Origin of the sequence: Propioniciclava coleopterorum (genome assembly GCF_011393335.1) — a bacterium.
In the GTDB taxonomy this organism is placed as follows: Bacteria; Actinomycetota; Actinomycetes; order Propionibacteriales; family Propionibacteriaceae; genus Propioniciclava; species Propioniciclava coleopterorum.
In genome coordinates, this window is sequence record NZ_CP049865.1 from 807075 (window position 1) to 829316 (window position 22242).

Annotated in this window: 24 protein-coding genes; 15 read left to right on the forward strand and 9 right to left on the reverse strand. The window is 73.2% G+C overall.

The features are described from left to right. Window positions 1-10 precede the first annotated feature (10 nt). Window positions 11-1309, reverse strand: coding sequence for a M23 family metallopeptidase (locus G7070_RS03900; RefSeq protein ID WP_166232110.1), 1299 nt, complete (start codon window positions 1307-1309; stop codon window positions 11-13). A gap of 228 nt (window positions 1310-1537) precedes the next feature. On the opposite strand from G7070_RS03900, the gene G7070_RS03905 reads away from it, so the two are divergent. Beyond that, complete coding sequence (locus tag G7070_RS03905; RefSeq protein WP_166232112.1) at window positions 1538-1969, forward strand: SRPBCC domain-containing protein; 432 nt, start codon at window positions 1538-1540, stop codon at window positions 1967-1969. 21 nt (window positions 1970-1990) lie between these two features. On the opposite strand, the gene G7070_RS03910 is transcribed toward G7070_RS03905, so the two are convergent. Continuing rightward, window positions 1991-2530: a putative immunity protein gene (locus G7070_RS03910; protein ID WP_166232114.1), complete on the reverse strand. Its 540-nt coding sequence runs from the start codon at window positions 2528-2530 to the stop codon at window positions 1991-1993. A 37-nt stretch (window positions 2531-2567) separates the two neighbouring features. Further along, window positions 2568-3413 carry a membrane protein YczE gene (locus G7070_RS03915; protein WP_206079935.1) on the reverse strand — a complete coding sequence of 282 codons (846 nt, stop codon included), beginning with the start codon at window positions 3411-3413 and terminating at the stop codon, window positions 2568-2570. Between the two features lie 106 nt (window positions 3414-3519). On the opposite strand from G7070_RS03915, the gene G7070_RS03920 reads away from it, so the two are divergent. Beyond that, entirely contained in the window at window positions 3520-4221 is a 702-nt protein-coding gene (locus tag G7070_RS03920) for a DNA alkylation repair protein (RefSeq protein WP_166232116.1), read from the forward strand. A 7-nt stretch (window positions 4222-4228) separates the two neighbouring features. Here the strand turns inward: G7070_RS03920 and G7070_RS03925 are convergent, their stop codons facing one another. Then, window positions 4229-4765, reverse strand: coding sequence for an acyl-CoA thioesterase (locus tag G7070_RS03925; protein WP_246227636.1), 537 nt, complete (start codon window positions 4763-4765; stop codon window positions 4229-4231). A gap of 88 nt (window positions 4766-4853) precedes the next feature. On the opposite strand from G7070_RS03925, the gene G7070_RS03930 reads away from it, so the two are divergent. Further along, complete coding sequence (locus tag G7070_RS03930) at window positions 4854-5552, forward strand: EcsC family protein (RefSeq protein ID WP_166232120.1); 699 nt, start codon at window positions 4854-4856, stop codon at window positions 5550-5552. A 6-nt stretch (window positions 5553-5558) separates the two neighbouring features. Here the strand turns inward: G7070_RS03930 and metB are convergent, their stop codons facing one another. Continuing rightward, window positions 5559-6725, reverse strand: a complete 1167-nt coding sequence (gene metB, locus G7070_RS03935) for a cystathionine gamma-synthase (protein WP_166232122.1) — start codon at window positions 6723-6725, stop codon at window positions 5559-5561. Between the two features lie 84 nt (window positions 6726-6809). Between metB and G7070_RS03940 the strand changes: the two genes are divergently transcribed. From G7070_RS03940 to G7070_RS03955, 4 genes are all read left to right on the forward strand, one after another. Continuing rightward, complete coding sequence (locus tag G7070_RS03940) at window positions 6810-7175, forward strand: CBS domain-containing protein (RefSeq protein ID WP_246227296.1); 366 nt, start codon at window positions 6810-6812, stop codon at window positions 7173-7175. A gap of 88 nt (window positions 7176-7263) precedes the next feature. Beyond that, on the forward strand, window positions 7264-7524 hold the full coding sequence (locus tag G7070_RS03945; protein WP_246227297.1) for an acylphosphatase: 261 nt from the start codon (window positions 7264-7266) through the stop codon (window positions 7522-7524). A 130-nt stretch (window positions 7525-7654) separates the two neighbouring features. After that, window positions 7655-8386, forward strand: a complete 732-nt coding sequence (locus G7070_RS03950) for a response regulator transcription factor (RefSeq protein ID WP_166232126.1) — start codon at window positions 7655-7657, stop codon at window positions 8384-8386. Continuing rightward, entirely contained in the window at window positions 8383-9963 is a 1581-nt protein-coding gene (locus G7070_RS03955; protein ID WP_166232128.1) for a sensor histidine kinase, read from the forward strand. Before G7070_RS03950 ends, G7070_RS03955 begins: the two co-directional genes overlap by 4 nt. A 4-nt stretch (window positions 9964-9967) precedes the next feature. On the opposite strand, the gene G7070_RS03960 is transcribed toward G7070_RS03955, so the two are convergent. Beyond that, on the reverse strand, window positions 9968-10579 hold the full coding sequence (locus G7070_RS03960) for a TetR/AcrR family transcriptional regulator (RefSeq protein WP_166232130.1): 612 nt from the start codon (window positions 10577-10579) through the stop codon (window positions 9968-9970). A gap of 66 nt (window positions 10580-10645) precedes the next feature. Here G7070_RS03960 and G7070_RS03965 point away from each other — a divergent pair, with 66 nt between their 5' ends. Together G7070_RS03965 and G7070_RS03970 are read left to right on the forward strand one after the other, a co-directional pair. Further along, complete coding sequence (locus G7070_RS03965) at window positions 10646-11596, forward strand: homocysteine S-methyltransferase family protein (protein WP_166232132.1); 951 nt, start codon at window positions 10646-10648, stop codon at window positions 11594-11596. A 161-nt stretch (window positions 11597-11757) separates the two neighbouring features. Further along, the gene (locus G7070_RS03970) at window positions 11758-12711 is read left to right on the forward strand and encodes a 1-phosphofructokinase family hexose kinase (RefSeq protein ID WP_166232134.1); all 954 of its coding nucleotides are present in this window, start codon (window positions 11758-11760) and stop codon (window positions 12709-12711) included. 6 nt (window positions 12712-12717) lie between these two features. Here the strand turns inward: G7070_RS03970 and G7070_RS03975 are convergent, their stop codons facing one another. Next, window positions 12718-14289 (reverse strand): succinic semialdehyde dehydrogenase, encoded by a 1572-nt coding sequence (locus G7070_RS03975; RefSeq protein ID WP_166232136.1) that lies wholly within the window; start codon window positions 14287-14289, stop codon window positions 12718-12720. A 78-nt stretch (window positions 14290-14367) separates the two neighbouring features. On the opposite strand from G7070_RS03975, the gene deoC reads away from it, so the two are divergent. Continuing rightward, window positions 14368-15036: a deoxyribose-phosphate aldolase gene (deoC, locus tag G7070_RS03980; protein WP_166232138.1), complete on the forward strand. Its 669-nt coding sequence runs from the start codon at window positions 14368-14370 to the stop codon at window positions 15034-15036. 123 nt (window positions 15037-15159) lie between these two features. After that, window positions 15160-15669 carry a lipocalin family protein gene (locus G7070_RS03985; protein ID WP_166232140.1) on the forward strand — a complete coding sequence of 170 codons (510 nt, stop codon included), beginning with the start codon at window positions 15160-15162 and terminating at the stop codon, window positions 15667-15669. A gap of 144 nt (window positions 15670-15813) precedes the next feature. Here G7070_RS03985 and ppdK read toward each other — a convergent pair whose 3' ends face one another. Continuing rightward, a complete protein-coding gene (ppdK, locus tag G7070_RS03990) occupies window positions 15814-18462 on the reverse strand; it encodes a pyruvate, phosphate dikinase (RefSeq protein WP_166232142.1) in 2649 nt (882 codons plus the stop codon). A 195-nt stretch (window positions 18463-18657) separates the two neighbouring features. On the opposite strand from ppdK, the gene G7070_RS19165 reads away from it, so the two are divergent. The 4 genes from G7070_RS19165 to G7070_RS04010 all read left to right on the forward strand — a co-directional run bounded on the left by G7070_RS19165 (window position 18658) and on the right by G7070_RS04010 (window position 21884). Beyond that, window positions 18658-19455, forward strand: coding sequence for a methyltransferase (locus tag G7070_RS19165; protein WP_166232144.1), 798 nt, complete (start codon window positions 18658-18660; stop codon window positions 19453-19455). A 2-nt stretch (window positions 19456-19457) separates the two neighbouring features. Continuing rightward, window positions 19458-19685, forward strand: a complete 228-nt coding sequence (locus G7070_RS19170; RefSeq protein ID WP_166232146.1) for a methyltransferase — start codon at window positions 19458-19460, stop codon at window positions 19683-19685. Then, a complete protein-coding gene (locus G7070_RS04005) occupies window positions 19682-20449 on the forward strand; it encodes a YwiC-like family protein (protein WP_166232147.1) in 768 nt (255 codons plus the stop codon). Before G7070_RS19170 ends, G7070_RS04005 begins: the two co-directional genes overlap by 4 nt. A 70-nt stretch (window positions 20450-20519) precedes the next feature. After that, window positions 20520-21884 carry a glycoside-pentoside-hexuronide (GPH):cation symporter gene (locus tag G7070_RS04010; protein ID WP_206079936.1) on the forward strand — a complete coding sequence of 455 codons (1365 nt, stop codon included), beginning with the start codon at window positions 20520-20522 and terminating at the stop codon, window positions 21882-21884. Window positions 21885-22052: 168 nt separating this feature from the next. Here the strand turns inward: G7070_RS04010 and G7070_RS18375 are convergent, their stop codons facing one another. Then, the gene (locus G7070_RS18375; RefSeq protein WP_246227299.1) at window positions 22053-22160 is read right to left on the reverse strand and encodes a YegP family protein; all 108 of its coding nucleotides are present in this window, start codon (window positions 22158-22160) and stop codon (window positions 22053-22055) included. Between the last annotated feature and the right edge of the window lie 82 nt (window positions 22161-22242).

Sequence of the window (22242 nt, forward strand, 5' to 3'; positions counted from 1 at the left end):
GGCGCGCCCGTCACGGGATGTAGGTGAGCGGGTCGACCGGCTTGCCGTTCTTGTAGACCTGCAGGTGCAGGTGGCAGCCGGTGGACAGCCCCGTGGTGCCCACGTAGCCGATCAGCTGGCCCATGCTGACCCGCTGCCCCACCTTCACCGCGATCCGGCTCTGGTGCGCGTAGCCGGTCATGATCGAGGAGCCCCCGATGACGCCGTGGTCGATGACCACGTAGTTGCCGAACCCGCCCTGGCGCCCGGCGGTCGCCACGGTGCCGGACTGCGCGGCGTACAGCGGGACGCCGCAGGCCGCCCCGAAGTCGGTGCCGTTGTGATTGCGCCAGTACTTCAGGATGGGGTGGAACCGACGGCCGAAGGGCGAGCCGGGCTTGGCGTTGACCGGGCGGATGAAGCCCTGCGGGCTCAGCGCCACCTGCGCGCCGCCCGCCACCAGCGGGTAGGTGGCGTGGTTGGTCGAGATCGTGCCGGCCGCCACGAGACGGCCCAGGTCGTCGCGGCCACCGCCGCGGGCGAGCGCCTCGGCGACGCGCAGGGCCAGGTCGGCCTCGATCGCCGATTCCTCGGCGACCAGCGCGTTGTAGCGGTCCATGTCCTCCTGGAGCGCCTGCTGCGCCTGGGCCTGGTACTGCGCGTTGCGCTCGACCAGCGCGGCGACGTCCGCCTCCTGCTGCGCCGCGGACGCCTCGAGGCCGGCGATGCGGGTGACGTTGGCGGCCGAGGCCCGCTTGTCCGCGGCGACCTTCGCCTCGATGGCGGCCTGGGCCTTCTCGGCGGCCTCCAGTTCGGCCTCGAGCGCCTGCAGCTTCGTCAGCCGGGCCGTCGTCGAGCCGAAGATCGTGGTGTCCCACTGCAGCCGCTGCTGCACCTCGCCGAGGCTGCGGGCCTCCAGCACGCCGATCAGCCCCGACACGTCGCTGCGGGACTGGTAGGCGTCCCGGGCCGCGCGGGCGGTCAGCGCCCGCTGCGTTTCGACCTCGGAGCGCGCCCGCGCCACCTCGGCGCGCGCCTTCTCCAGCGTCGCCTGCTCCGCGGCGAGCCGGGTCGCCAGCACCGCGTCGTCGTCGCGCGCCGCCTGGAGTTCCACGCGGGTCTGTTCCAGCTTGGCGCGGGCGTCGTCGAGTTGCCGCTGGGACGCCTCGAGGGCGTCGTTGGCCGCCTGCAGCGTCGCGGTCTCCTCGTCGACCGTCGCGCGCGCCGCGGCGATGGTCTGCTGGATCTCGCGGTGCCGATCGCTCAGCGGATCGGCCATCGCCGGCGGCACGAGGCCGACGAGCAGCCCGCCCGTCACGGCCGCGGCCACGAACGCGCTCAGGGACCGGCGCCGCCGGTGACCCTGCTCCGCGGGACGGGCGAAGGCGGGGAAGTCACCAAACGCACAGGAAGCCCCTTCATCGAAAAAAATATCGGTAGGCAAGCTGAGCCTAGGCCGCTCGGCGACGCCCGGGAAGAGGCGCGCCGGGGATTCGTCATCGCCACAAGCGGAGACGGGGGTCTGTCGCGCGTCCGGGGCAGGGGTTAGCGTGAGCCCATGAGCACGCAGCGGATCACCGTTCAGGTCGACGTCGAGGCCACCCCGCAGCAGGCGTGGGACGCCTTCACCCGCGACGACGCGGTCGTCGTCTGGAACCACGCCTCCGACGACTGGCACTGCCCGGCGGCGTCCGGCGACCTGCGTCCGGGCGGCACCTTCTCCCAGACGCTGGCCGCCAAGGACGGCTCGGTGGCGTTCGAGATGACCGGCGAGTACACGGTCGTCGAGCCGCCCCACCGGCTGGCGTACACCATGGCCGACGGCCGTGCCGTGGAGGTCGGGTTCGACGAGCAGCCCGACGGCAGCACGCGGGTCACCGAGACCTTCGACCCCGAGGACACCAACCCGCTGGACCTGCAGCGGGCCGGCTGGCAGGCGACCCTGGACAACTACCGGACCTACGCCGACGAGTTCGCGCGCTCCCGCTAGACGCGGGGACAGGCGCGCACGCTAGACGTCGCGGTCACCCGCCACCGCGGCCTGGATCCGGGTGATCACCTCGCCCAGGAGCCCGCGGGTCAGCAGCCCCGGGCCGAGCGGACCGCCCGAGGCGTCCCCCAGCAGCGGGAGCCGCGCGAGCGCCGCCCGGGCCTCGGGCGTGAGGTCCCGCAGTTGTCGGCGCTCCTCGTCGAGGCCCGCCTCCGCGCCGCGCGCGAGGTCCACCGCCTTCACGGCGTAGGCGGCCGCGCCGAGGGCGTGCGCGCCCATGTGCGCCACCGCGGACGCCTGCGCTGCCGAGCGCGCCGCCGCGGCGCCCGCCGGGGAGGTCGCGGCCGCGGCCGCCTTCACCGCGACCATGCGCAGGCCGATCTCGGCGGCCGCCGAACTGGTCCCCTGGCCGTAGGCGCGCGTGCGGGCGATCGCGTCCCGGACCCGCGGGTCGTCGGGCGCCTCGGCCTCGAAGAGCGGCAGGACGCGCGCGGCGCAGTCGGCGGCCCACAGGGCCAGCACGCGCCGGTCGCCGTCGTCCAGGGTCTGGGGTGATGCCATGGGTGGATTCTCACACGGCGGCGCTCGGGCGTGCGGGTCAGCGTCCCTCGGGGCGATCCTCGTCGGCGAGTCCCTCGACCGGCGGGTCATCGGCCCCCGCGATCCCCGGCGCGGCGTCCATCGCCCCCGGGGCGCCCGGTGCGGCGCCGGTGTCCCCCGCTGCCCGCGTTGCGGCGTCGGTGGCCCCCGCGGCCGGCGGTGCGGTGTCGCGCGGGGCGTCCCCGTCGGCCGACCCCGGTGCCCCGGCCGGCGCCCGCACGGGGATGAGCACGTGGGGCAGCACCAGCCCGACGATGGGACCCATCGCCACGGCGTAGAGCACGGTGCCGACGCCGACCGGCCCGCCCAGCAGCCAGCCCAGCAGCAGGACGCCACCCTCGATCGCGAGCCGGACCGGCGCGATGGGCCAGCCCGTGCGGCGGTGCAGGCCGGTCATCAGGCCGTCGCGCGGGCCCGCGCCGAGCTGGGCGCCGATGTAGAGCGATCCGGACACCCCGTTGAGCAGCACCGACCCCACCATCAGGGCGATCGCCCACGGCAGGTCGGTCGCGGGCGGCAGCACGGCGAGCGTGAGGTCGCACGAGACGCCCACCCACACGGCGTTCGCCAGCGTGCCCAACCCGGGCAGCTGCCGCAGGGGCCACCACAGCAGCAGCACCACCAGCGACGCGAGGATCGCGACGGTCCCGACGCTCAGCCCCGTCCGCTCGGCCAGGGCCACGTGCAGCACGTCCCAGGGGGCGACGCCGAGCCCGGCGCGGATCATGCCCGCCACGGATGCGCCGAACCCCGTCAGGCCGGCGAACAGCGCGAGGAAGCGCAGCGGCAGCCGGTCCAGCTTCAGCTGGGCGGGGATCGATCGGTTCTCCAGGGCGAGCGCCATGACGGCGATTCTGACACGCCGCCGCGCGCCCGCCGGCGCCCGACCATCCGACGGCGCGAGGGGGGCGTGCGCACGCCGGCTGCGCACTCCGCCCTAGGGTGGGCCGGTGAGCAATCCGGTGACGGACGCCGTCCGCGCGGCGCTGGCGGCCCGGGCGGATCCGGCCCGCGCGGCCCAGCAGCAGCGCTACATGAAGTCGGAGATGCCGTTCCACGGCCTGGCGACGCCGGAGCGCCGGGCCGCGCTGCGTCCGGTCTGGGCGGCGTACGCCCCCACCGGCACCGACGACTGGCGGGCGACGATCGCGGACCTCTGGGACACCGCGGCGCGTCGCGAGGAGCGCTACGCCGCGATCGAGCTGCTGCGGCTGCCCCGCTTCCGCGCGTGGGCGAGCGTCCCTGATCCGGCGACGATCGCGCTGCTGCGCCACATGATCGTCACCGGCGCCTGGTGGGACTACGTGGACGAGATCGCCACACATCCGGTCGGCGACCTGCTGCGGACCGCCCCCGCGACGATGACACCGGTGCTGCGCGGCTGGGCGCACGAGCCCGACCTCTGGCTGCGGCGCACCGCGATCATCGCGCAACTCCACGCGCGGGAGCGGACCGACCTCGCGCTGCTCGCGGAGGCGATCGGCGCCAGCGCCGCCGACCCGGACTTCTTCGCGCGCAAGGCGATCGGGTGGGCGCTGCGTCAGCACGCCCGGACCGACCCGGCGTGGGTGCGCGCCTTCGTCGCCGATCACCCGGAGCTCGCGCCGCTGTCGCGGCGCGAGGCACTCTCGCGCCTGGGGGACCCCGCCTGAGGCCGCGTCAGCGCGCGCCCGCGGCGTCGAATCCGGTCGGGGGCTTGGTGGCGTCGTTCCACGCCAGCGCCCAGTCGGGCACCACGCGCCCGGCCGGCGCGGGCTCGATGAGCGCCGCGAGCTCGGCGGTGTCGACCGAGCCGCCCTGCTTGCGCAGGAACCGCGCCCGCACCACCGCCTGGGCGTGCACCGTCTCCCCCACGCAGAACGTCTGCTCCATGAAGCACCACGTCCCCACGAACCCGAGGAACCGGGTGTAGAGGTCGAACCGCTGCCCCGGGTTCAGCGAGCGCCGGTAGCTGATGGTCTGCCCGGCGACCACCGGGTACCAGTCCCGCTCCGAGACGAGCCGCCACACCCCGCTGCGGAGCATGAGGTCCATCCGCCCCAGATCCATCAGGGTGAGGTAGGTGCCGTTGTTCATGTGCCCCAGCGCGTCCAGGTCGGTCAGCGACACCCGGAACCGGGTGCGGGCCGTGTCCCAGATGGACAGGCGGGGCCGCGTCCGGTGCCGGAGGAATAGCCACAGCAGCCGCAGGTACATGTTCACCCGCGCACCCTAGCCGGACGCCGACGCGGCCGCCGATGTGCCAGACTCGTCCCACCTCGACCCCGAGCGACAGGAGACTGGCATGGGACTGTTCGATCTGTTCGGCCGCACCGATCACGCGGTGACGCGCTCAGCCCTTGACGAGGCCAACGACCCCGACGGCACCGACGACGCCGTCACCACGCTGATCAAGCGGCTGACCGCGGTCGGCATCGACGGCGTCGGCCCCTACTCCAGCGCCCAGGACGTTGCCCGCCAGGCGCTGGAGCGGGAGAACGGCGACGTCGCCGCCGCGATCCGCCGGGTGGTCCGCCGGGCCGAGTTCGGCGGCGCCGCCGGCGGTTTCGTCACCAGCCTGGGCGGGTTCCTCACGATGATCGTCGCCATCCCCGCCAACGTCTTCGAGTTCTACGTGCAGGCGACGCGGATGACCGCCGCCGTGGCGGTGCTGCGGGGCTACGACGTCTCCGACGAGCGGATCCGCACCGCGATCCTGCTGACGCTCGTCGGCTCGAACGCCGCCGACATCCTCACCCGCGCCGGCGTGGCCACCGGGTCGAGCGCGGCCCTCCAGGTCGCGGCCCGGGGCGGGCTCCCGCGCCCCGCCCTGATGGTGGTGCAGAAGGCGGTCGGCTTCCGGATCCTGCGCAGCGTCGGGGAGCGGGTGTTCACCCGGCTGGGCAAGCTCGTGCCGCTCGCGGGGGGCGTGTTCGGCGCGATCGTCGACTTCGCCATGATGAAGCGGATCGGCCACCAGGCGGTCGCCGAGTTCCCCGGCTGAGCCGGGTCAGGACGCCGCGGCGCCCGCCCGCCCCAGCCCGGCCAGCAGGTCGGCGATCAGGTCGTCGGGGTGCTCGATGCCCACCGACAACCGCACCAGCCCCGGACGCAGCCCGGCGGCCTCCTGCACCTCGGGCGGCATCGCCGCGTGCGTCATCGTGCCGGGGTGGCACACCAGGGACTCCACCCCGCCGAGCGACTCGGCGAGGCTGAAGTTCTCCAGCGCGGACAGGAAGGCGGCCACACCGGGTTCGCCGCCGACGACCTCGAGCGACACGATGGCGCCGAACCCCTCCATCTGACGCGCCGCGATCGCGTGGCCGGGGTGGTCGGGCAGCCCCGGGTAGTGCAGCCGCTCGACGCCCGGGTGACCCTGCAGGGCCGCGACCACCGCGGCGGCGTTCTCCAGGTGCTGGCGCATCCGCACCGGCAGCGTCCGGACGCCGCGCAGCGTGAGGTAGGAGTCGAACGCCGAGCCGGTCAGCCCCAGGCAGTTGGCCCACCAGCCGAGCTGCTCGGCCAGGTCGGCGTCCGCCGCGGTGATGACGCCGCCGATGACGTCGGAGTGGCCGTTGAGGTACTTGGTGCTCGACTGCACCGCGACGTCGGCGCCGAGCGCCAGCGGGCGCTGCACCAGCGGCGAGCAGAACGTGTTGTCCACGACGAGGACGCCGTCGGCCGCGTGCGTCGCCGCGGCCAGGGCCGCGACGTCGGTGATGCCGAGCAGCGGGTTCGACGGCGTCTCGACCCACACCAGCGCCGGGTCGAGCGCGGCGATCCTCGCGGCGGCGTCCGGGGCGGTGAGGTCGAGCAGTTCCAGGACGAACGCCCCCTTGCGCGCGAGGGCGTCCAGCAGCCGCCACGTGCCGCCGTAGGCGTCGTGGGGCGCGACGACGACGTCGCCGGGCGCGACCAGGGCGGCGAGGGTCGCGGTGATGGCGCCCATGCCCGAGGACGTCACGACGGCCCCGGCGGCGCCGTCGAGCTCGGCCAGCGCGGCGGCAAGGGTGGAGCGGGTCGGGTTGCCCGAGCGGGAGTAGTCGAACTCCCGGGGCTGCCGCAGTCCCGCGAAGCTGTAGTTGGTCGACAGGTACACCGGGGGGACCACGGCGCCGTGGGCGGCGTCGGTCTCGATCCCGGAGCGGACGGCGGCGGTCTGCCTGGCTCGTTCCACGGGGGTTCCCCTTCCTGGGTGGACGGGACGAATCTTAGGCCGCGTCTCTGGCGTGTCCCCGCGCGGTCCGAGTACCGTCCCGTCATGAAGCTCGAGGACGTCATCCGCAGTAAGGGCAACTCCGTCGTCACCATCTCCCCGCAGGCCTCCGTGATCGAGTTGGTCACCCTGATGGCCGACAACAACATCGGCGCGGTCGTGGTCTCCAACGACGGGCATCACATCGAGGGGATCGTGAGCGAACGCGACATCGTCCGCGGCCTCGCCACGCGCGGGCAGGACGTGGTGAACGTCGACGTCGCCACCCTCATGACGCCCGACGTGGTGGTCGCCAACCCGTCGGACAACATCGAGGAGACCGCGCACACCATGACCGCCAAGCGCGTCCGGCACATCCCCCTCGTCATCGACGGCGAACTGCGGGGCTGGTCTCGATCGGCGACGTCGTGAAGTTCCGGATCGATCAGCTCACCGACGAGCGCAACCACCTGCTGGGGTACCTGCACCAGTGACGGGCGACCGCCGCAGCCTGATCTGGGTGGACGGCTCCGTGCAGGGGGTCGGCTTCCGCTGGTGGGTCGCGACCCAGGCCGAACGCCTGGGGCTGGTCGGGCACGCCCGCAACCTGGCCGACGGCCGCGTCGAGATCGACGCGCAGGGCCACCCCGACGCCCTGGCCGAACTCATCGAACTCGTGACCGAGCCGCGCTCGGGGTCGCGCCGCCCCGGCCACGTCACCGGGTATCTGGTCGAGCGCCGCGACACGATCGCGCAGGACGACACCTTCCACGCCTGGTGACGCGGCGGGGCCACGTCGCGACCTGGCGCCCGCGCGAAGCAGGGCTCCCGCCGGGGTCCGGCCGCCCTTCACAGGAGACGCACAGGAAACTCATGGCGTCCCCGCATCCGGCGGTGCCACCCTTGAGACCATGCAGGCACCCGAACGCGAACCCCTGACCCGCCCGGACGGCACCCCGATCCGCGTCCTCACGGTCGACGACGAGGCCAGCCTCACCGACCTGCTCGGGATGGCGCTGCGGTACGAGGGCTGGGAGGTCGCGTCCGCGGACTCGGGCCTGAGCGCGGTGCAGGCCGCCCGCGACACGCGCCCGGACGCCATCGTGCTCGACATGATGCTGCCCGACTTCGACGGCCTAGAGGTGATGCGGCGCATCCGCGCGGAGCAGCCCGACGTGCCCGTGATCTTCCTGACCGCCAAGGACGCCGTGGACGACCGCGTCCACGGCCTCACCGCGGGCGGCGACGACTACGTCACCAAGCCGTTCAGCCTCGAGGAGCTCGTGGCCCGGCTCCGCGGGCTGCTGCGCCGCACCGGCGCCACCTCGGCCCGTCCCGGCTCGCAGCTCGTGGTGGGCGACCTCAGCCTCGACGAGGACAGCCACGAGGTGACGCGCGCCGGCGAGCCGATCCAGCTGACCGCCACCGAGTTCGAGCTGCTGCGCTACCTGATGCGCAACCCGCGGCGCGTCCTGAGCAAGGCCCAGATCCTCGACCGCGTCTGGAACTACGACTTCGGCGGCCAGGCGAACGTGGTCGAGCTCTACATCTCCTACCTGCGCAAGAAGATCGACGCCGGCCGCGAACCCATGATCCACACGCTGCGCGGAGCGGGCTACGTCCTGAAGCCGGCGGGCGCATGACGTCGCCCGACTTCATCCCGCCCGGGCACACGCCGCCGACCCGCCCCCTCACCGGCCGGGTGGCGCCGCCGGGGGCCTCGCTCCCGCCGCCGCCGCTGGCCGCCGCGCACCCGCACCGTCACGACGCCACCCGCCCCGAGCCGGACGCCCCCGGGCCCCGCCCGTTGGCGCCGGGGACGCTGAGCCGTCAGCTCGTGCTGCGGGTGACGGCCCTGGTCGCCGTGGTGGCGATCCTCCTGTCGGCCCTGACCGCGCTCGCGATGCGTCAGATCCTGCTCGGCCAACTCGACGGCCAACTGCAGGCCACCGCGTCCCGGCTCATCAACTCCGGACGCGGCCCCGTCGGGCGGTTCCCGGACGCGGGCGGGCCCGGCCAGGCGCAGGGGCTGCTGTGGTACGTCCAGGGCCAGGGCGGCTTCGTGCAGGTCGAGGACACCCACGGCGTCCTGACCGACGCGGTCATGGAGCGCCTGGAGGGCCTGGAGCCGAGCCGGCAGCCCGCCGACGTCCGGCTGCCGTCGCTGGGCGACTACCGGGTGATCACCCAGCAGGTCGGCGGCGGGCGCGTCGTCATCACCGGCCTGCCGATGGCGCAGGTCACCGCGTCCATCTTCGCGATCGTCGCCGCGACGGCCACCCTCACCCTGCTCGCGATCCTCATCGCCTTCCTCGCCGCCCGCAGCGTGGTCGAACGCAGCCTGCGGCCGCTCGCCCGGCTGGCCGGGACCGCCACCCAGGTCTCGGCGCTCGACCTGCGCTCGGGCGAGGTGGCCGTCCCCGTCCGCGTCGACGAGCGGGACGCCGACCCGCGCAGCGAGGTGGGCCGGGTCGGGCTGGCCTTCAACCACATGCTCGACAACGTCGAGGGGGCGCTCGCCGCCCGGCAGCGCTCCGAGACCAAGGTGCGACAGTTCGTCGCCGACGCCAGCCACGAACTGCGCAACCCGCTGGCGGCGATCCGCGGCTACGCCGAACTGACGCGCCGCGAACGCGCCGAGACCCCGGAGACCACCGCGCACGCGCTGGGGCGCATCGAGTCGGAGTCCATCAGGATGTCGCGACTCGTGGACGACCTGCTGCTGCTCGCGCGGCTCGACGCCGGCCCGGCGATCGCCTCCGGCCCGACGGTCCTCAACTCGCTGCTGGCCGACGCCGTCTCCGACGCGCGCGCCGCCGGCCCCGACCACCTCTGGTCGCTGGCCATGCCGCAGGACGAGGTGGTGGCCCGCGCCGACCGGCACCGCCTGCACCAGGTGGTGGCGAACCTGCTGGCCAACGCCCGGACGCACACGCCCGCCGGCACCCGCGTCGAGGCGGGGCTCACCGTGGCGGGCCCCGAGGCCGTCATCACCGTGCGCGACGACGGCCCCGGCGTGCCGCCCGACATCGTCGACCACGTGTTCGAGCGGTTCACGCGGGCCGAGACGAGCCGGGTGCGCCGCTCGGGCACGCAGTCCACCGGGCTCGGCCTCGCGATCGTGTCCGCCGTGATGGAGGCGCACGGCGGCTCGGTGTCGGTGGAGTCCCGGCCGGGGGCGACCTGCTTCACCCTTCGGATCCCCCTGGCCGGGCGCTGACGCGTCAGGCGAGCCAGGCCGCCACGAGCGCGCGCAACGTCGCGAGCTGACGCCGCATGTGGGACGCGTCACCGGTCGCACGCGCGAGGAGGAAGGCACCCTCGAACGTGACGAACAGGTGGTCGGCGAGATCGTCGGCGGACAACGCCACCGCCCCGCGTTCCCCGCGCTCGGCGTCCGCCCGTCGCACGAGGTCGGCGACCGCGCCGCGCCACTCCATGACCGCACGCCGGACGGGCTGAGCCGTTCCGGCACCCACCAGTTCCCGTTCGACCAGGACCGCGATGTAGAGGCAGCTCGACTGTTCACCCATCAGTTCGTCGGCCCCCGCGATGAACCAGTCGAGGAAGGCCAGCAGCCGGGCGCCCGCGTCTGCCTGCTCGCCCACGGACGCCAGCGCCGCCCGCAGTTGGCCCACGTCGGCGTCCGCGTAGCGCTCGACCAGCGCATCCGCCAACTCGGCCTTGGAGCCGAAGTGATGGAAGAACGCTCCCTTCGACGTACCGGCGGCCGCGATGATCGCGTCCAGCGACGTGGCCGAGTAGCCGCCGTCGATGATGAGCGACTCTGCGGCGTCGAGGATCCGCTCTCTGTTCCTGCGTCCATCCCGTGGCATGGAACTGTTGTATCAGACCGATCAGTCTGATATACCAGACCAGTCAGTCTGTTATCAGGAGGCGACATGCCCACCACTCCCCTTCTCGACCGCTCCCCCGCCGGCTGGGTCACCGATGGTGGCCTGGAGACCGACCTGATCCACCACCACGGGGTCGAACTCCCGGAGTTCGCCGCCTACCCCCTCCTGGGCACGGTTGCCGGTCGCGCACTGCTCCGGGCCTACTTCCTCGGCTTCGCCGCGGTCGCGCGTGCCGCAGGCGCCGGCCTCCTGCTGGAGACGCCGACGTGGCGGGCGAACGCCCGCTGGGGCGCCAGGCTCGGCGACGACGTGCCTGCGCTGCGCCGTGCGAACGCGGACGCCGTGGCGCTCGTCCGCGGCCTGCGCGAGGACGCGCTCGCCGACCTGCCGGCGGTCCTCACCGTTGGCATGGTGGGCCCGCGCGGCGACGGCTACCGCTGCGAGGGCATCCGGCCCGACGAGGCCTGCGCCTACCATCGCGATCAGGTCGAGGTCCTCGCCGACTCGGGGATCGATCTGGTCGCCGCCTATACCCTCTCCGGCGCCGACGAGGCGATCGGCATCGTCTGGGCCGCCCGTACCGCCGGGGTTCCGGTCAGCATCTCCTTCACCGTCGAGACGGACGGCTCGCTGCCGGACGGCACCAGCCTCGCGGCGGCACTCGACCGACTGCAGAGCGAGGCACCGGCCGACCACTACCTGGTGAACTGCGCCCACCCGCGCCACATCGCCCTGGCCGTGGCATCCCTGACCTCCGAACAGCGCGCCCTGATCCGCGGCGTCAGGGGCAACGCGTCATCGATGAGCCATGCCGAACTCGACAACGCCGACCGCCTGGACGAGGGCGACCCTCGGGACTTCGGCGCCGCCAGCCGAGCCCTGCGTCACGCACTGCCGGGCCTGGCGATCCTCGGCGGCTGCTGTGGCACGGACACCCGGCACGTCGCCGCCATCTGGGGTACGGACGGCGCAGCAGAAGCACCCGCAGGGGCATGACCGGCCACATGGCGGACATCGGGGCACCGGGGAAGGCTCCCCGCCCCCGGGCCGCCGCCCTGTAGTCCGCATGCTGAACAGATAACGGTCGTGGGGCGGTCGCCGCTTCCGAACGGTGGCGTCCCGGAAGCCCCGGCGTGGCGTCGCGCTACTTTGGCCGGGTGATCATCACCTTCACGCCGAACCCGAGCCTGGATCGCACGGCCTCGCTGCCGCACGACCTGCGGCTGGGCAAGCGCAATCAGCTCGGCGGCGTCAGCACCCAGGCCGCGGGCCGGGGCGTGAACGTCAGCCGGGCCGTCCACAACGCCGGAAAGGCGACCCTCGCCGTCCTGCCGCTGGATCCCGACGACCCGCTGACCGAGGCCCTGCGGGAACGCGGCGTGCCGAACCGCCCCGTGCCGGTCGGACGCCGCGCGCGCACCAACCTCGCGGTGACGCACCCCGACGGCACCGTCACCAAGTTCGTGGAGCCCGGCGAGCCGGTCACCCCCGAGAACGTGTCGGCGCTGTTCAGCGCCCTGATGGCGGCCGTGCCCGGGAGCGACTGGCTCGCCCTGTGCGGCTCGCTGCCGCCCGGCGCCCCCGCCGACTGGTTCGTCCGCCTGACCCAGCTCGCCCACGAGGTGAACGTTCCAGTGGCCATCGACACGCACGGCCAGGCGCTCGCCGCGGTGATGGCCGCGCTGCCCGACACGGTGCCCGACGTCTTCTCCCCCAACGCGGCCGAACTGCAGCACGCCACCGGTGTCCCGTTGACCGACGCTCTGCAGCGCGGCGACATCGAACCGGCGATCGCCGCCGCCCGGTCGCTGGTGGCCCAGGGCATCCCGCGCGTGCTGGCGACCATCGGGGCCCGCGGCGCGCTGCTGGTCACCCACGACGGGGCGTGGCACGCCCGGGTCGCGCCGGTCGACGTCGTCTCCGCCGTGGGCGCGGGCGACTCCGCGCTCGCGGGGTACCTGCTGGCGCGCCTCGAGGGCGCCGACGAGCCGGCTTCTCTGGCTCGCGCGGTCGCCTACGGGACGGCGTGCGTGCTGATGCCCGGCGCGAACGTGCCCCTGCCCGAGCAGGCCGACGCCGTCGAGGTGACGGTCACCGCGCTGGGCGCCTGAGCCGCCTCACCAGCGCACCGCCTTCAGCGCCCGCAGGCCGCTCGTCAGGGCGGCGGCGAAGCCGTCGCGCGGCACGTCGCCGGGCGCGACGAACCCCAGCAGCCGCTGGGTGGCGACGGTCTGCGGCTGCGTGAACCGGTACAGGCCCTCGGGACCCTGCCGGCGCCCGAGGCCCGACTCCCCCGTGCCGCCCATGGGCGCGTCCAGCGAACCGAACGCGGCGCCGAAGGACTCGTTCACGTTCACGCTGCCCGTGTTCAGCCGGGCCGCGACCGCCCGCGCGCGCCGAGCGTCGCGACTCCACACCGAGGCGTTCAGCCCGTGCACATCGTCGTTCGCGGCCGCGACGGCCTCCTCCTCGGTGTCGAACGGGTACAGCGCCACCACGGGCCCGAACGTCTCGGCGCGGTGGCAGGCCATGTCCGGCGTCACCCCGGTCAGGATCGTCGGCTCGTAGGCGTACGGCGCCAGGTCGGGCCGGGCGCGGCCGCCGGCCAGCACCCGGGCGCCCCGGTCGCGGGCGTCCTCGACCTGGCCGCTCACCTTCGCGAGCTGGTCGGCGCTGACGAGGGTGCCGACGTCGACCCCCCAGCCCAGCCCGACGCTCAAGTCGAGCGCCCGGGTCGCGGCGACGAAGCGTTCGACGAAGGCGTCGAAGACCGGCCGCGCCACGTAGAGCCGCTCGAAGCTGACGCACAGCTGTCCGGCGTTGGCGAAGCAGCCCCGCACGGCGCCCGCCGCGGCGGCGTCCAGGTCGGCGTCGGCGAGCACGAGCATGGGGTTCTTGCCGCCCAGTTCCAGCGAGGCGCCGATCAGCCGCTCGCCCGCCCGGGCGGCGATGCCGCGTCCGGTGGCGGTGGAGCCGGTGAAGCACACGTGGTCGGCCCGCTCCACGACGCCGACGCCGACGCGGGCGCCCGGCCCGGCGACGATCCGCCAGGCGTCCCGGGGCACCCCGGCGCGGCGCAGTAGCTCGAGCCCGAACGCCGCGGTGAGCATCGTCTGGGCGTCCGGCTTGGCGACGACGGTGTTGCCGGCCGCGAGCGCCGCCACCCCGTCGCTGAACGCCATGGTGAGCGGGTAGTTCCACGGGGAGATCACCCCCACGACGCCGGTGGGCGGGTGCAGGACGTCGACGCGGGTCAGCACCGGGAAGACGCCGCGGCGGCGCTGCGGGCGCAGCAGCCCCGGCGCCCGCTCGCCGTAGTAGCGGGCGGTCATCGCGGCGTGGAAGACCTCCTCGACGGCGTCGCGGCGCGCCTTGCCCGTCTCGGCCACGATCAGGTCCGCGAGCGCGCCCTGGTGGCTCAGCAGGAGGTCGTGGAAGGCGAGCAGGCTGCGGCACCGCTCCGCAGCCGGCAGCGCCGCCCACGCCGGTTGGGCGGCGCGCGCGGCGGCGAAGGCCGCGTCGAGGTCCGCCTCGCTGGACTGCGGCACCGCGACCAGCACGGCGGCGTCCAGCGGGGAGAGCACCTCGTGGGTCTCCCCCGACGTCGCGTCGACCAGGCGCAGGAGCCGGGCCACGGTCGCGGGGTCGATGAGCGGTGCGGGGCGCTGCGGCGCTTCTGTCTGGCTCATGCCCCCAGGCTAGGCCCGGCGGGCGCCGGCGCGGTGCCTGAGCACTAGGCTGGGCGCACGTCCGATCGAAGGAGTCCGATGACCCTGACCCGTGCCGAGCTCGCCCAGCTCGTCGACCACACGCTCCTGGCCCCCACCGCCACGCACGCCGACGTCCGGGCGCTGGCCGAGGAGGCCGCGGCGCTGGGCACCTACTCCATCTGCGTGTCGCCCTCGATGCTGCCGCTCGGCTTCGACGCGGGCGTGAAGGTCGCCACCGTCTGCGGGTTCCCCTCGGGCAAGCACACCCCCGCGGCGAAGGCCTTCGAGGCCGCCGAGTCGGTGCGCAACGGCGCCGACGAGGTCGACATGGTCATCGACGTCGGCGCCCTGAAGGAGGGCGACGCCGCCCACACCGAGGCCGAGATCCGCGCCGTCCGCGAGGCCGCCCCCTCCCCGACGGTGCTGAAGGTCATCATCGAGTCGGCCGCGCTGACCGACGACGAGATCGTCGCGGCCTGCCGCGCCGCCGAGGCGGCGGGCGCCGACTTCGTGAAGACCTCCACGGGCTTCCACCCCGCCGGGGGCGCGTCCGCCCACGCGGTGGCGCTGATGCGGGAGACGGTGGGCGACCGGCTGGGCGTCAAGGCGTCCGGCGGCGTCCGCGACTGGGCGGCCGCGCAGGCGATGGTGGACGCCGGCGCGTCCCGCCTGGGCCTGTCGGGCACCGCCGCCGTCCTCGACGGGGGCACGTCCGAGGGCTACTGACGCTCGGCCGGACATCGCGCCCCGGGGCCGACCGGCGCCTGACGAGGCGGCTCTGCGGCCACGGTCGCCTCGTCGGGTAGCGTGTCGGGAACGTCCCAGCACCCCCCGGGAAGGCGACCCATCATGGAAGACCGAGCCCTCGCGTCCTTCGACCTGCAGCGCTACCTCGGACTGTGGTTCGAGATCGGACGGCTGCCCCTGCGATGGGAGGACCCCGACGCGTCGGAGGTGACCGCCCACTACTCACTGAACGACGACGGCAGCGTGCAGGTGGACAACCGCTGCCTCGACGGGGAGGGTGCGCCCTCGCGTGCCGTGGGGCGCGCCACCGTCGACGACAGCGCGCCCGGGCGCCTCAAGGTGTCGTTCGCGCCGTCGCCGGTGAACCGACTGCCCCTCACCCAGGCCGGCTACTGGGTGTTGAAGCTCGATGAGGACTACCGGTACGCGCTGGTGGGCACGCCGCGTCGCCGCCACCTGTGGCTGCTCGCGCGGGACAGCGAGGTGCCCAACGACGTGCACCGGGAGTATCTGGCCGAGGCCGAGGCCAGGGGTTACGAACTCACCGAGTGGATCACGCCGGTACAGACGGGAACCCGCGTCACCGACGAGGACCTCGGCCTCCACCCCTGACCCTGCCGGCATCCCGTCGGCCCCACCCCTGACCTGGCGCATCCTGTCGGCCCCGCCCCTCGGGACGCCGGCCGTCCCACCGGGGCCGGATCGGGACGCAGAGAGGGCGGACACCTTCCGGTGCCCGCCCTCCCGCTCGGTCGATCAGGCCTGCAGGGCCGCCCGGGCCGCCGCGAGCCGCGCGATCGGGACGCGGAACGGCGAGCAGGACACGTAGTCCAGGCCGACCTTGTTGAAGAACTCGATCGAGGCGGGGTCGCCGCCGTGCTCGCCGCACACGCCCGTCTTCAGGTCGGGCTTGGTGGCGCGCCCCTTCTCGACGCCGATGGCGACGAGCTGGCCGACGCCGTCGGCGTCCAGGGACTCGAACGGGTTCTTCTCGATGACCTCGGTCTCGACGTAGGCGCCGAGGAAGCCGGCTTCGGCGTCGTCACGGCTGATGCCGATGCCGGTCTGGGTGAGGTCGTTGGTGCCGAAGCTGAAGAAGTCGGCCTGGTTGGCGATCTGATCGGCGGTCAGCGCGGCGCGCGGGATCTCGATCATGGTGCCGACCAGGTAGTCGAGCTTCTTGCCCGCCTTCTCGAACTCGTCCTCGACGGCCGCCACGACGATGTCGCGCTGCGCCTTGAGCTCGGACTCGAACGCCACCAGCGGGATCATGATCTCCACGCCGACCGTCTCGCCCTCGCGCTCCAGGACGGCCAGGGCCGCGCGGATGATGGCGCGGGCCTGCATCTCCGGGATCGACGGGTAGAGCATCGCCAGACGGCAGCCGCGCGTGCCGAGCATCGGGTTCTGCTCGTGCAGCTTCTTGACCTGCGCCAGCGTGGCCTTCTCCGCCTCGAGCTTCGCCGCGTCCGCGCCGGTCAGCTCGAGCTCCTTGACGAGCACGCTCTGGTCGACGAGGTTCGGCAGGAACTCGTGCAGCGGCGGGTCGAGCAGCCGGACGGTGACCGGCAGGCCCTTCATGGCGGTGAAGATGCCCTCGAAGTCGGCCTGCTGCATGGGCAGGATCTCCGCCAGCGCGGCGGCCCGCTGCTCCTCGTTCTCGGCGAGGATCATCTTGCGGACGGCCGGGAGCCGGTCGGCGGCCATGAACATGTGCTCGGTGCGCGCCAGGCCGATGCCCTCGGCGCCCAGCTCGCGGGCCTTGGAGGCGTCCTCGAAGTTCTCCGCGTTGGCGCGGACGCCGAGGCGACGGGCCTGATCGGCCCACTCCCCGACCTTCTCGAAGTCCTCGTTGATCGCCGGCGGCACCAGCGGGAGCGCCCCGGCGAAGACCTCGCCGGTCGACCCGTTCAGCGTCACCACGTCGTCCTTGCCGTAGACCGTGTCGCCGATCGTGACCGTCTCGTTGATCGTGTCGATCTTGATGCCGGGCGCGCCCGCGACGCAGGTGATGCCCATGCCGCGCGCCACGACCGCCGCGTGGGAGGTCATACCGCCGTGCGCCGTCAGGACGCCCTGGGCCTTCATGACGCCGTGGATGTCGTCGGGCGTCGTCTCGTAGCGGACCAGGATGACCTGCTCGCCCGCGCCACCGCGCTCGGCCGCGTCGTCGGCGTTGAACGACAACGCGCCCACCGCCGCGCCCGGCGAGGCGGGCAGGCCCTTCACGATCGAGGTGGCGGTGTGGTTCGGATCGATGCCCGGGTGCAGCAGCGCGTCCAGGTCGGACGGGTTGATGCGCAGCAGCGCCTCGTCGGTGGTGATGAGGCCCTCGTCCACCATGTCGACGGCCGTCTTGACCGTCGCGGCGGCCGTCCGCTTGCCGTTGCGGGTCTGCAGCATGTAGAGCTTGCGATCCTCGATCGTGAACTCCATGTCCTGCATGTCCTTGTTGTGCAGCTCGAGCTTGTCCATGGTGGCCAGCAGCTCGTGGAACGCCTCGGGCAGGACGCCCTCCATCTCCTCCAGCGGACGCGGGGTGCGGATGCCCGCCACCACGTCCTCGCCCTGGGCGTTGGTCAGGAACTCGCCGTAGAGCTCCTTGGCACCGGTGGAGGGGTTGCGGGAGAAGCAGACGCCCGTCGCGGAGGTCTCGCCGCGGTTGCCGAACACCATCATCTGCACGTTGACGGCGGTGCCCAGGTCCCGGCTGATGCCCTGGGACTTGCGGTACACCTCGGCGCGCGGGTTCAGCCAGGAGGCGAACACGGCGTTGACGGCCCGGAGCAGCTGCTCCTTGGGGTCGGAGGTCCACTCGCCGCCCAGCTCGCGGTTGGCCAGCTCCTTGAACTGGTCGGTGAGCGCCTTGAGGTCCTCGGCGGTCAGGTCGGTGTCCTGATCGACGCCGCGGTCGACCTTCATCGCGGTCAGGGCGTCCTCGAACACGTGCGGGGAGATGCCCTCGACGACCTCGCCGTACATCTGGATGAACCGGCGGTAGCAGTCCCACGCGAAGCGCTCGTTGCCGGCCAGTTGGGCCACCGAGCCGACGGTGTCGTCGGAGATGCCGAGGTTGAGGATCGTGTCCATCATGCCGGGCATCGAGAACACGGCACCGGAGCGCACCGACACGAGCAGCGGGTTCTCGGCCGAGCCGAGCTTCTTCCCGGTCCGCTCCTCCAGCCGCGCCAGCCCGGCGTCGATCTGATCGGCGAGGCCCTCGGGCCAGTCGCCGCCGTTGTTCATCGCCGCGACGCAGGCCTGCGTGGTCACGGTGAAAGCATCAGGGACAGGTACGCCGATCTTGGCCATCTCCGCGAGGTTGGCGCCCTTGCCACCCAGGAGGGGCTTGAGGGTCACGTCGCCTTCGCTGAGGTCGTAGACGTACTTCGTCTGGTCAGTCATGTACTGCCGTCTCCTTCGCGTGCTCCGTGCACCTCGGCGTGCGCCTGTACGGCCCCCGGACGGCGGAGCAATCCGACCCGGATGTCCTTCCCCAACCGTAGTGGGTTTGGCGCGCGCGGGAAGGGGGTAGGCATCGGAAAATCGGTCCGTCCGACTGAAAAAGACTCTTACAACGACACTCGGTAGTATTGAGGCATGCCACTCGATCCCGTCTCGTCCCTGATCCTGGATGAGGCGGGCGCGCTGCCCTCACGCGTCCTCGTGCTCGACGACCCGACCGGCGGGCTGGTGCGCGCCGCGGCCGCGCTCGGCGCCGACGCGCGCGCCTGGAGCGACGACGTCCGCGCCGAACGCCTCGTGGCCCCCGAGCGCCGACTGGCCGACCACGAGCAGGACTGGGTGCCCGACCTGGTGCTGTGGCACCTCCCCCGCTCGCTGTCCGCGCTGGAGGACTACGCCCAGCACCTGGCGGCGACGCTGCCCGCCCACGGGCGCATCGTGGCCGGTGGCCGCGTCAAGCACATGACGCCGGCCCAGAACACGGTGCTCGGCCGGTCGTTCCGCGAAGTGTCGGCCAGCCGGGGCCGGCAGAAGTCCCGGGTGCTGCACGCGGCCGGACCGCTGCCCGGCCCGCTGCGGTGGCCGCAACGCCGGTATCTGCCCGAGGTCGGGCTCAGCGCGGTGGCGCACGGCAACGTGTTCGGCACCAACCGCCTCGACGACGGCACCCACCTGCTCCTGCGCACCCTGGCCCGCATCGGCGGCACCCCGGACGCCGCGGCACCCCCGACGCGCGGCACGGCGCTGGACCTGGGGTGCGGCTCGGGCCTCATCGCGTCCTGGCTCGCCGTGCACGGCTGGATCGCCACCGCCACCGACGTCTCCCGGGCGGCGCTGCTGTCGGCCCAGCTCACGGCGCGGGCGAACCACGTCGACGTGGCGCTGCGCCGCGCCGACGGGCTCGCGGGATCGGCCCCGAATCCTTCGACCTGATCGTGTCCAACCCGCCGTTCCACCGCGGGCCGGCGAAGGACTCCAGCGACACGTTCGCCTGGATCGCCGCCGCCCGCGCCGCCCTGCGGCCCGGCGGCGAGCTGTGGCTGGTGTTCAACAGCCACCTGCCCTACCTGCCGGCGCTGCGCCGCCAGGTGGGACCCACCAGCATCGAGGCGCAGGACCGCACCTTCATCGTCACCCGGTCGATGCGGGAACCGACGCCGTGAGGACCGGCTGGATCCCCAACCAGCACGGCGCCTGGGCCATGCTGATCGTCCCGTTCGTGTTCGGCGCCGTCCTGGCCGCGCGCGCGGGCGTCGCCGGCTGGTGGCTCCTGCCCCTGTTCTGCTGCTGGATGCTGGGCTACTTCGCCTTCCACGACGCGTCGCTGTGGCTCAAGGCCGCGCCCCGCAGGCGCCCCACCTACGTCCGCCCGCTGCTCACCTACACCGCGGCGAGCGCCGCGGCGGGCGTCCTGACGCTGGTCCTGGGCGGCTGGGCGCTGGCCGGCTGGGCGCTGGCCTACCTGCCGCTGCTGCTGCCCGCCCTGTGGCTGGCCTCGCGGCGCAAGGAGCGCGCCACCGTCGGGGGCGCCCTCACCGTGGCCGCGGCGTGCCTCATGACGCTGGTCGCCCGGTTCGGCGACCCGCGCGCCCTGCTAGCACGCGACGCCGCGTGGGAGTGCCCCGCGCTGGTCGCCGTCCTGCTGTTCGCGTACTTCTTCGGCACGGTGCTCTACGTGAAGACCAACATCCGCGAGCGGGGCAGCCGCGGCTACCTGGCCGCGTCGATCGGCTGGCACGGGATCGCGACGCTCGCCACCGTGGCGTGGGCGGCGACCGGTCACCTGGCGTGGTGGTGGCCGCTGTTCTTCGCCGCCACGACGGTCCGCTCGGCCGTGGTGCCGCGGCTGCGGTGGTCGGCCAAGAAGCTCGGTTTCGTCGAGGTCGGCTTCACGCTCGCGCTGGGGATCTGCTTCCTGCTCTGGTGAGTTCGGCGCCCGCGGCGTCCGGCGTGGTCGGACGCTGGCAGCGAACCGCGGCGGGCGCTAGGTTGCTCGCGTGGACGCCGCCGTGACCCGCCGTAACCGCTGGACCTTCGCGGTCGGCACCCTGGGCCGGGACATGGTCTACACGATGATGGCGCTGTTCCTCATCGTATTCCTGACCGAGGTGCTCGACGTCGACGACGCCACCCTGTGGTGGATCAACGGGATCCTGCTCGCCGCGCGCATCTTCGACGCGTTCACCGACATCCTCATGGGCGGGATCATCGACAACACCGCCACGCGCTGGGGCGCCTACAAGCCGTGGATCGCGTCCGGGGCTGTGCTGGTCGGCGGCCTGACGATCCTGCTGTTCACCGATCTCGGGCTGCGCGGGGCCGGCCTGATCGCGGCCTTCACCGTGATCTACCTGGCCTGGGGGCTGGCGTTCACGATGAACGACATCGGCTACTGGTCGATGCTGCCCTCCCTGACCCGGGACGCGCACGAGCGCGAGCGCATCAGCGCCCTGACGAAGGTGTTCGCGACCCTCGGCCTGTTCACCACGGTGGTCGGGATCATCCCCCTCACCGCGCTGCTGGGAGGCGGCGCGCCGGCCTGGACGACCTTCGCCGCCGGCACGGTCGCCATCATGCTGGCCGGTCAGGTCGTCACGCTGCTGGGCGTCCGGGAGCCGGCCCGCACGGCGCCGCGCGAGCACACCCCGCTGCGGGAGCTGTTCTCGATCGTCACCCGCAACGACCAACTGGTGTGGACGGCGACGGCGATGATGCTGTTCCTGATCGGGTACAACACCACCACCAGCTTCGGGGTCTACTTCTTCAAGTACGCCTACCGCGACGAGGGCATGTACGCGCCGTTCGCCGCCATCCTCGGCGTGGCGCAACTGCTCGGCTTCGCCCTGTTCCCCCTGCTGCGCCGCCGGCTGTCGCGGCGCCAGCTCTTCAACGTCGCGATGGCGCTGGTCGCGGCGGGCTACCTGGTGTTCTTCTTCTCCCCGATGAACCTGATCCCGATCGGGATCGCCGGGCTGCTGATGTTCGCCGGCCAGGCGATGGTCGTCGTGCTGATGATCGTGTTCCTGACCGACTGCATCGAGTACGGCCAGTGGAAGCTGGGACGCCGCAACGGCGCGGTGACGTTCGCGGTCCAGCCGTTCATCAACAAGATCGGCGGCGCGGTCGCGACGGCGATCGTGGGGGCCACCCTCATCGTGACCGGCATCAACGAGGCCGCCACCCCCGACGACGTCACCCCGGGCGGCCTGTTCGGGCTGCGGGTGATGATGCTGTTCTTCCCGCTGGCGCTGATGCTGATCAGCTACCTAGTCTACCGCCGCGGGTACCGCATCGACGAGGCGTTCCGGGAGCGGATCCTCGCCGACCTCGCCGAGCGCGGCCAGCTGGACGCCGAGGTCTGAGCCGCAGCCGTCCGCCGACCGGCGCCCGCGGCGTCCGCTCGGCACGGCGCCGGACGCGTCGGGACCGACACGACGCACGGACGCCTCCGGACCGGCACCGCGCCCGGACGCGGGCGTCCCCGGCCCGCACGCGGACCGGGGACGCCGAAGAACTGCGTGGGTATCGGGTCAGTCCTCGACCTCGACGATCTTGGCGTCGGGTGCGTTCTTCTGCACCGACGCGATCCCGTTCATGCAGGATTCCTTGCTCTCGTAGCCCTGGCTGGACGCGATCACCTGCCCGTTGCTGGCCTTGAGCCGGAAGCGGTGCTTGCCCCCGCGTCCTTGTACACCTCGAACGTTCCCGCCATGCCCTACT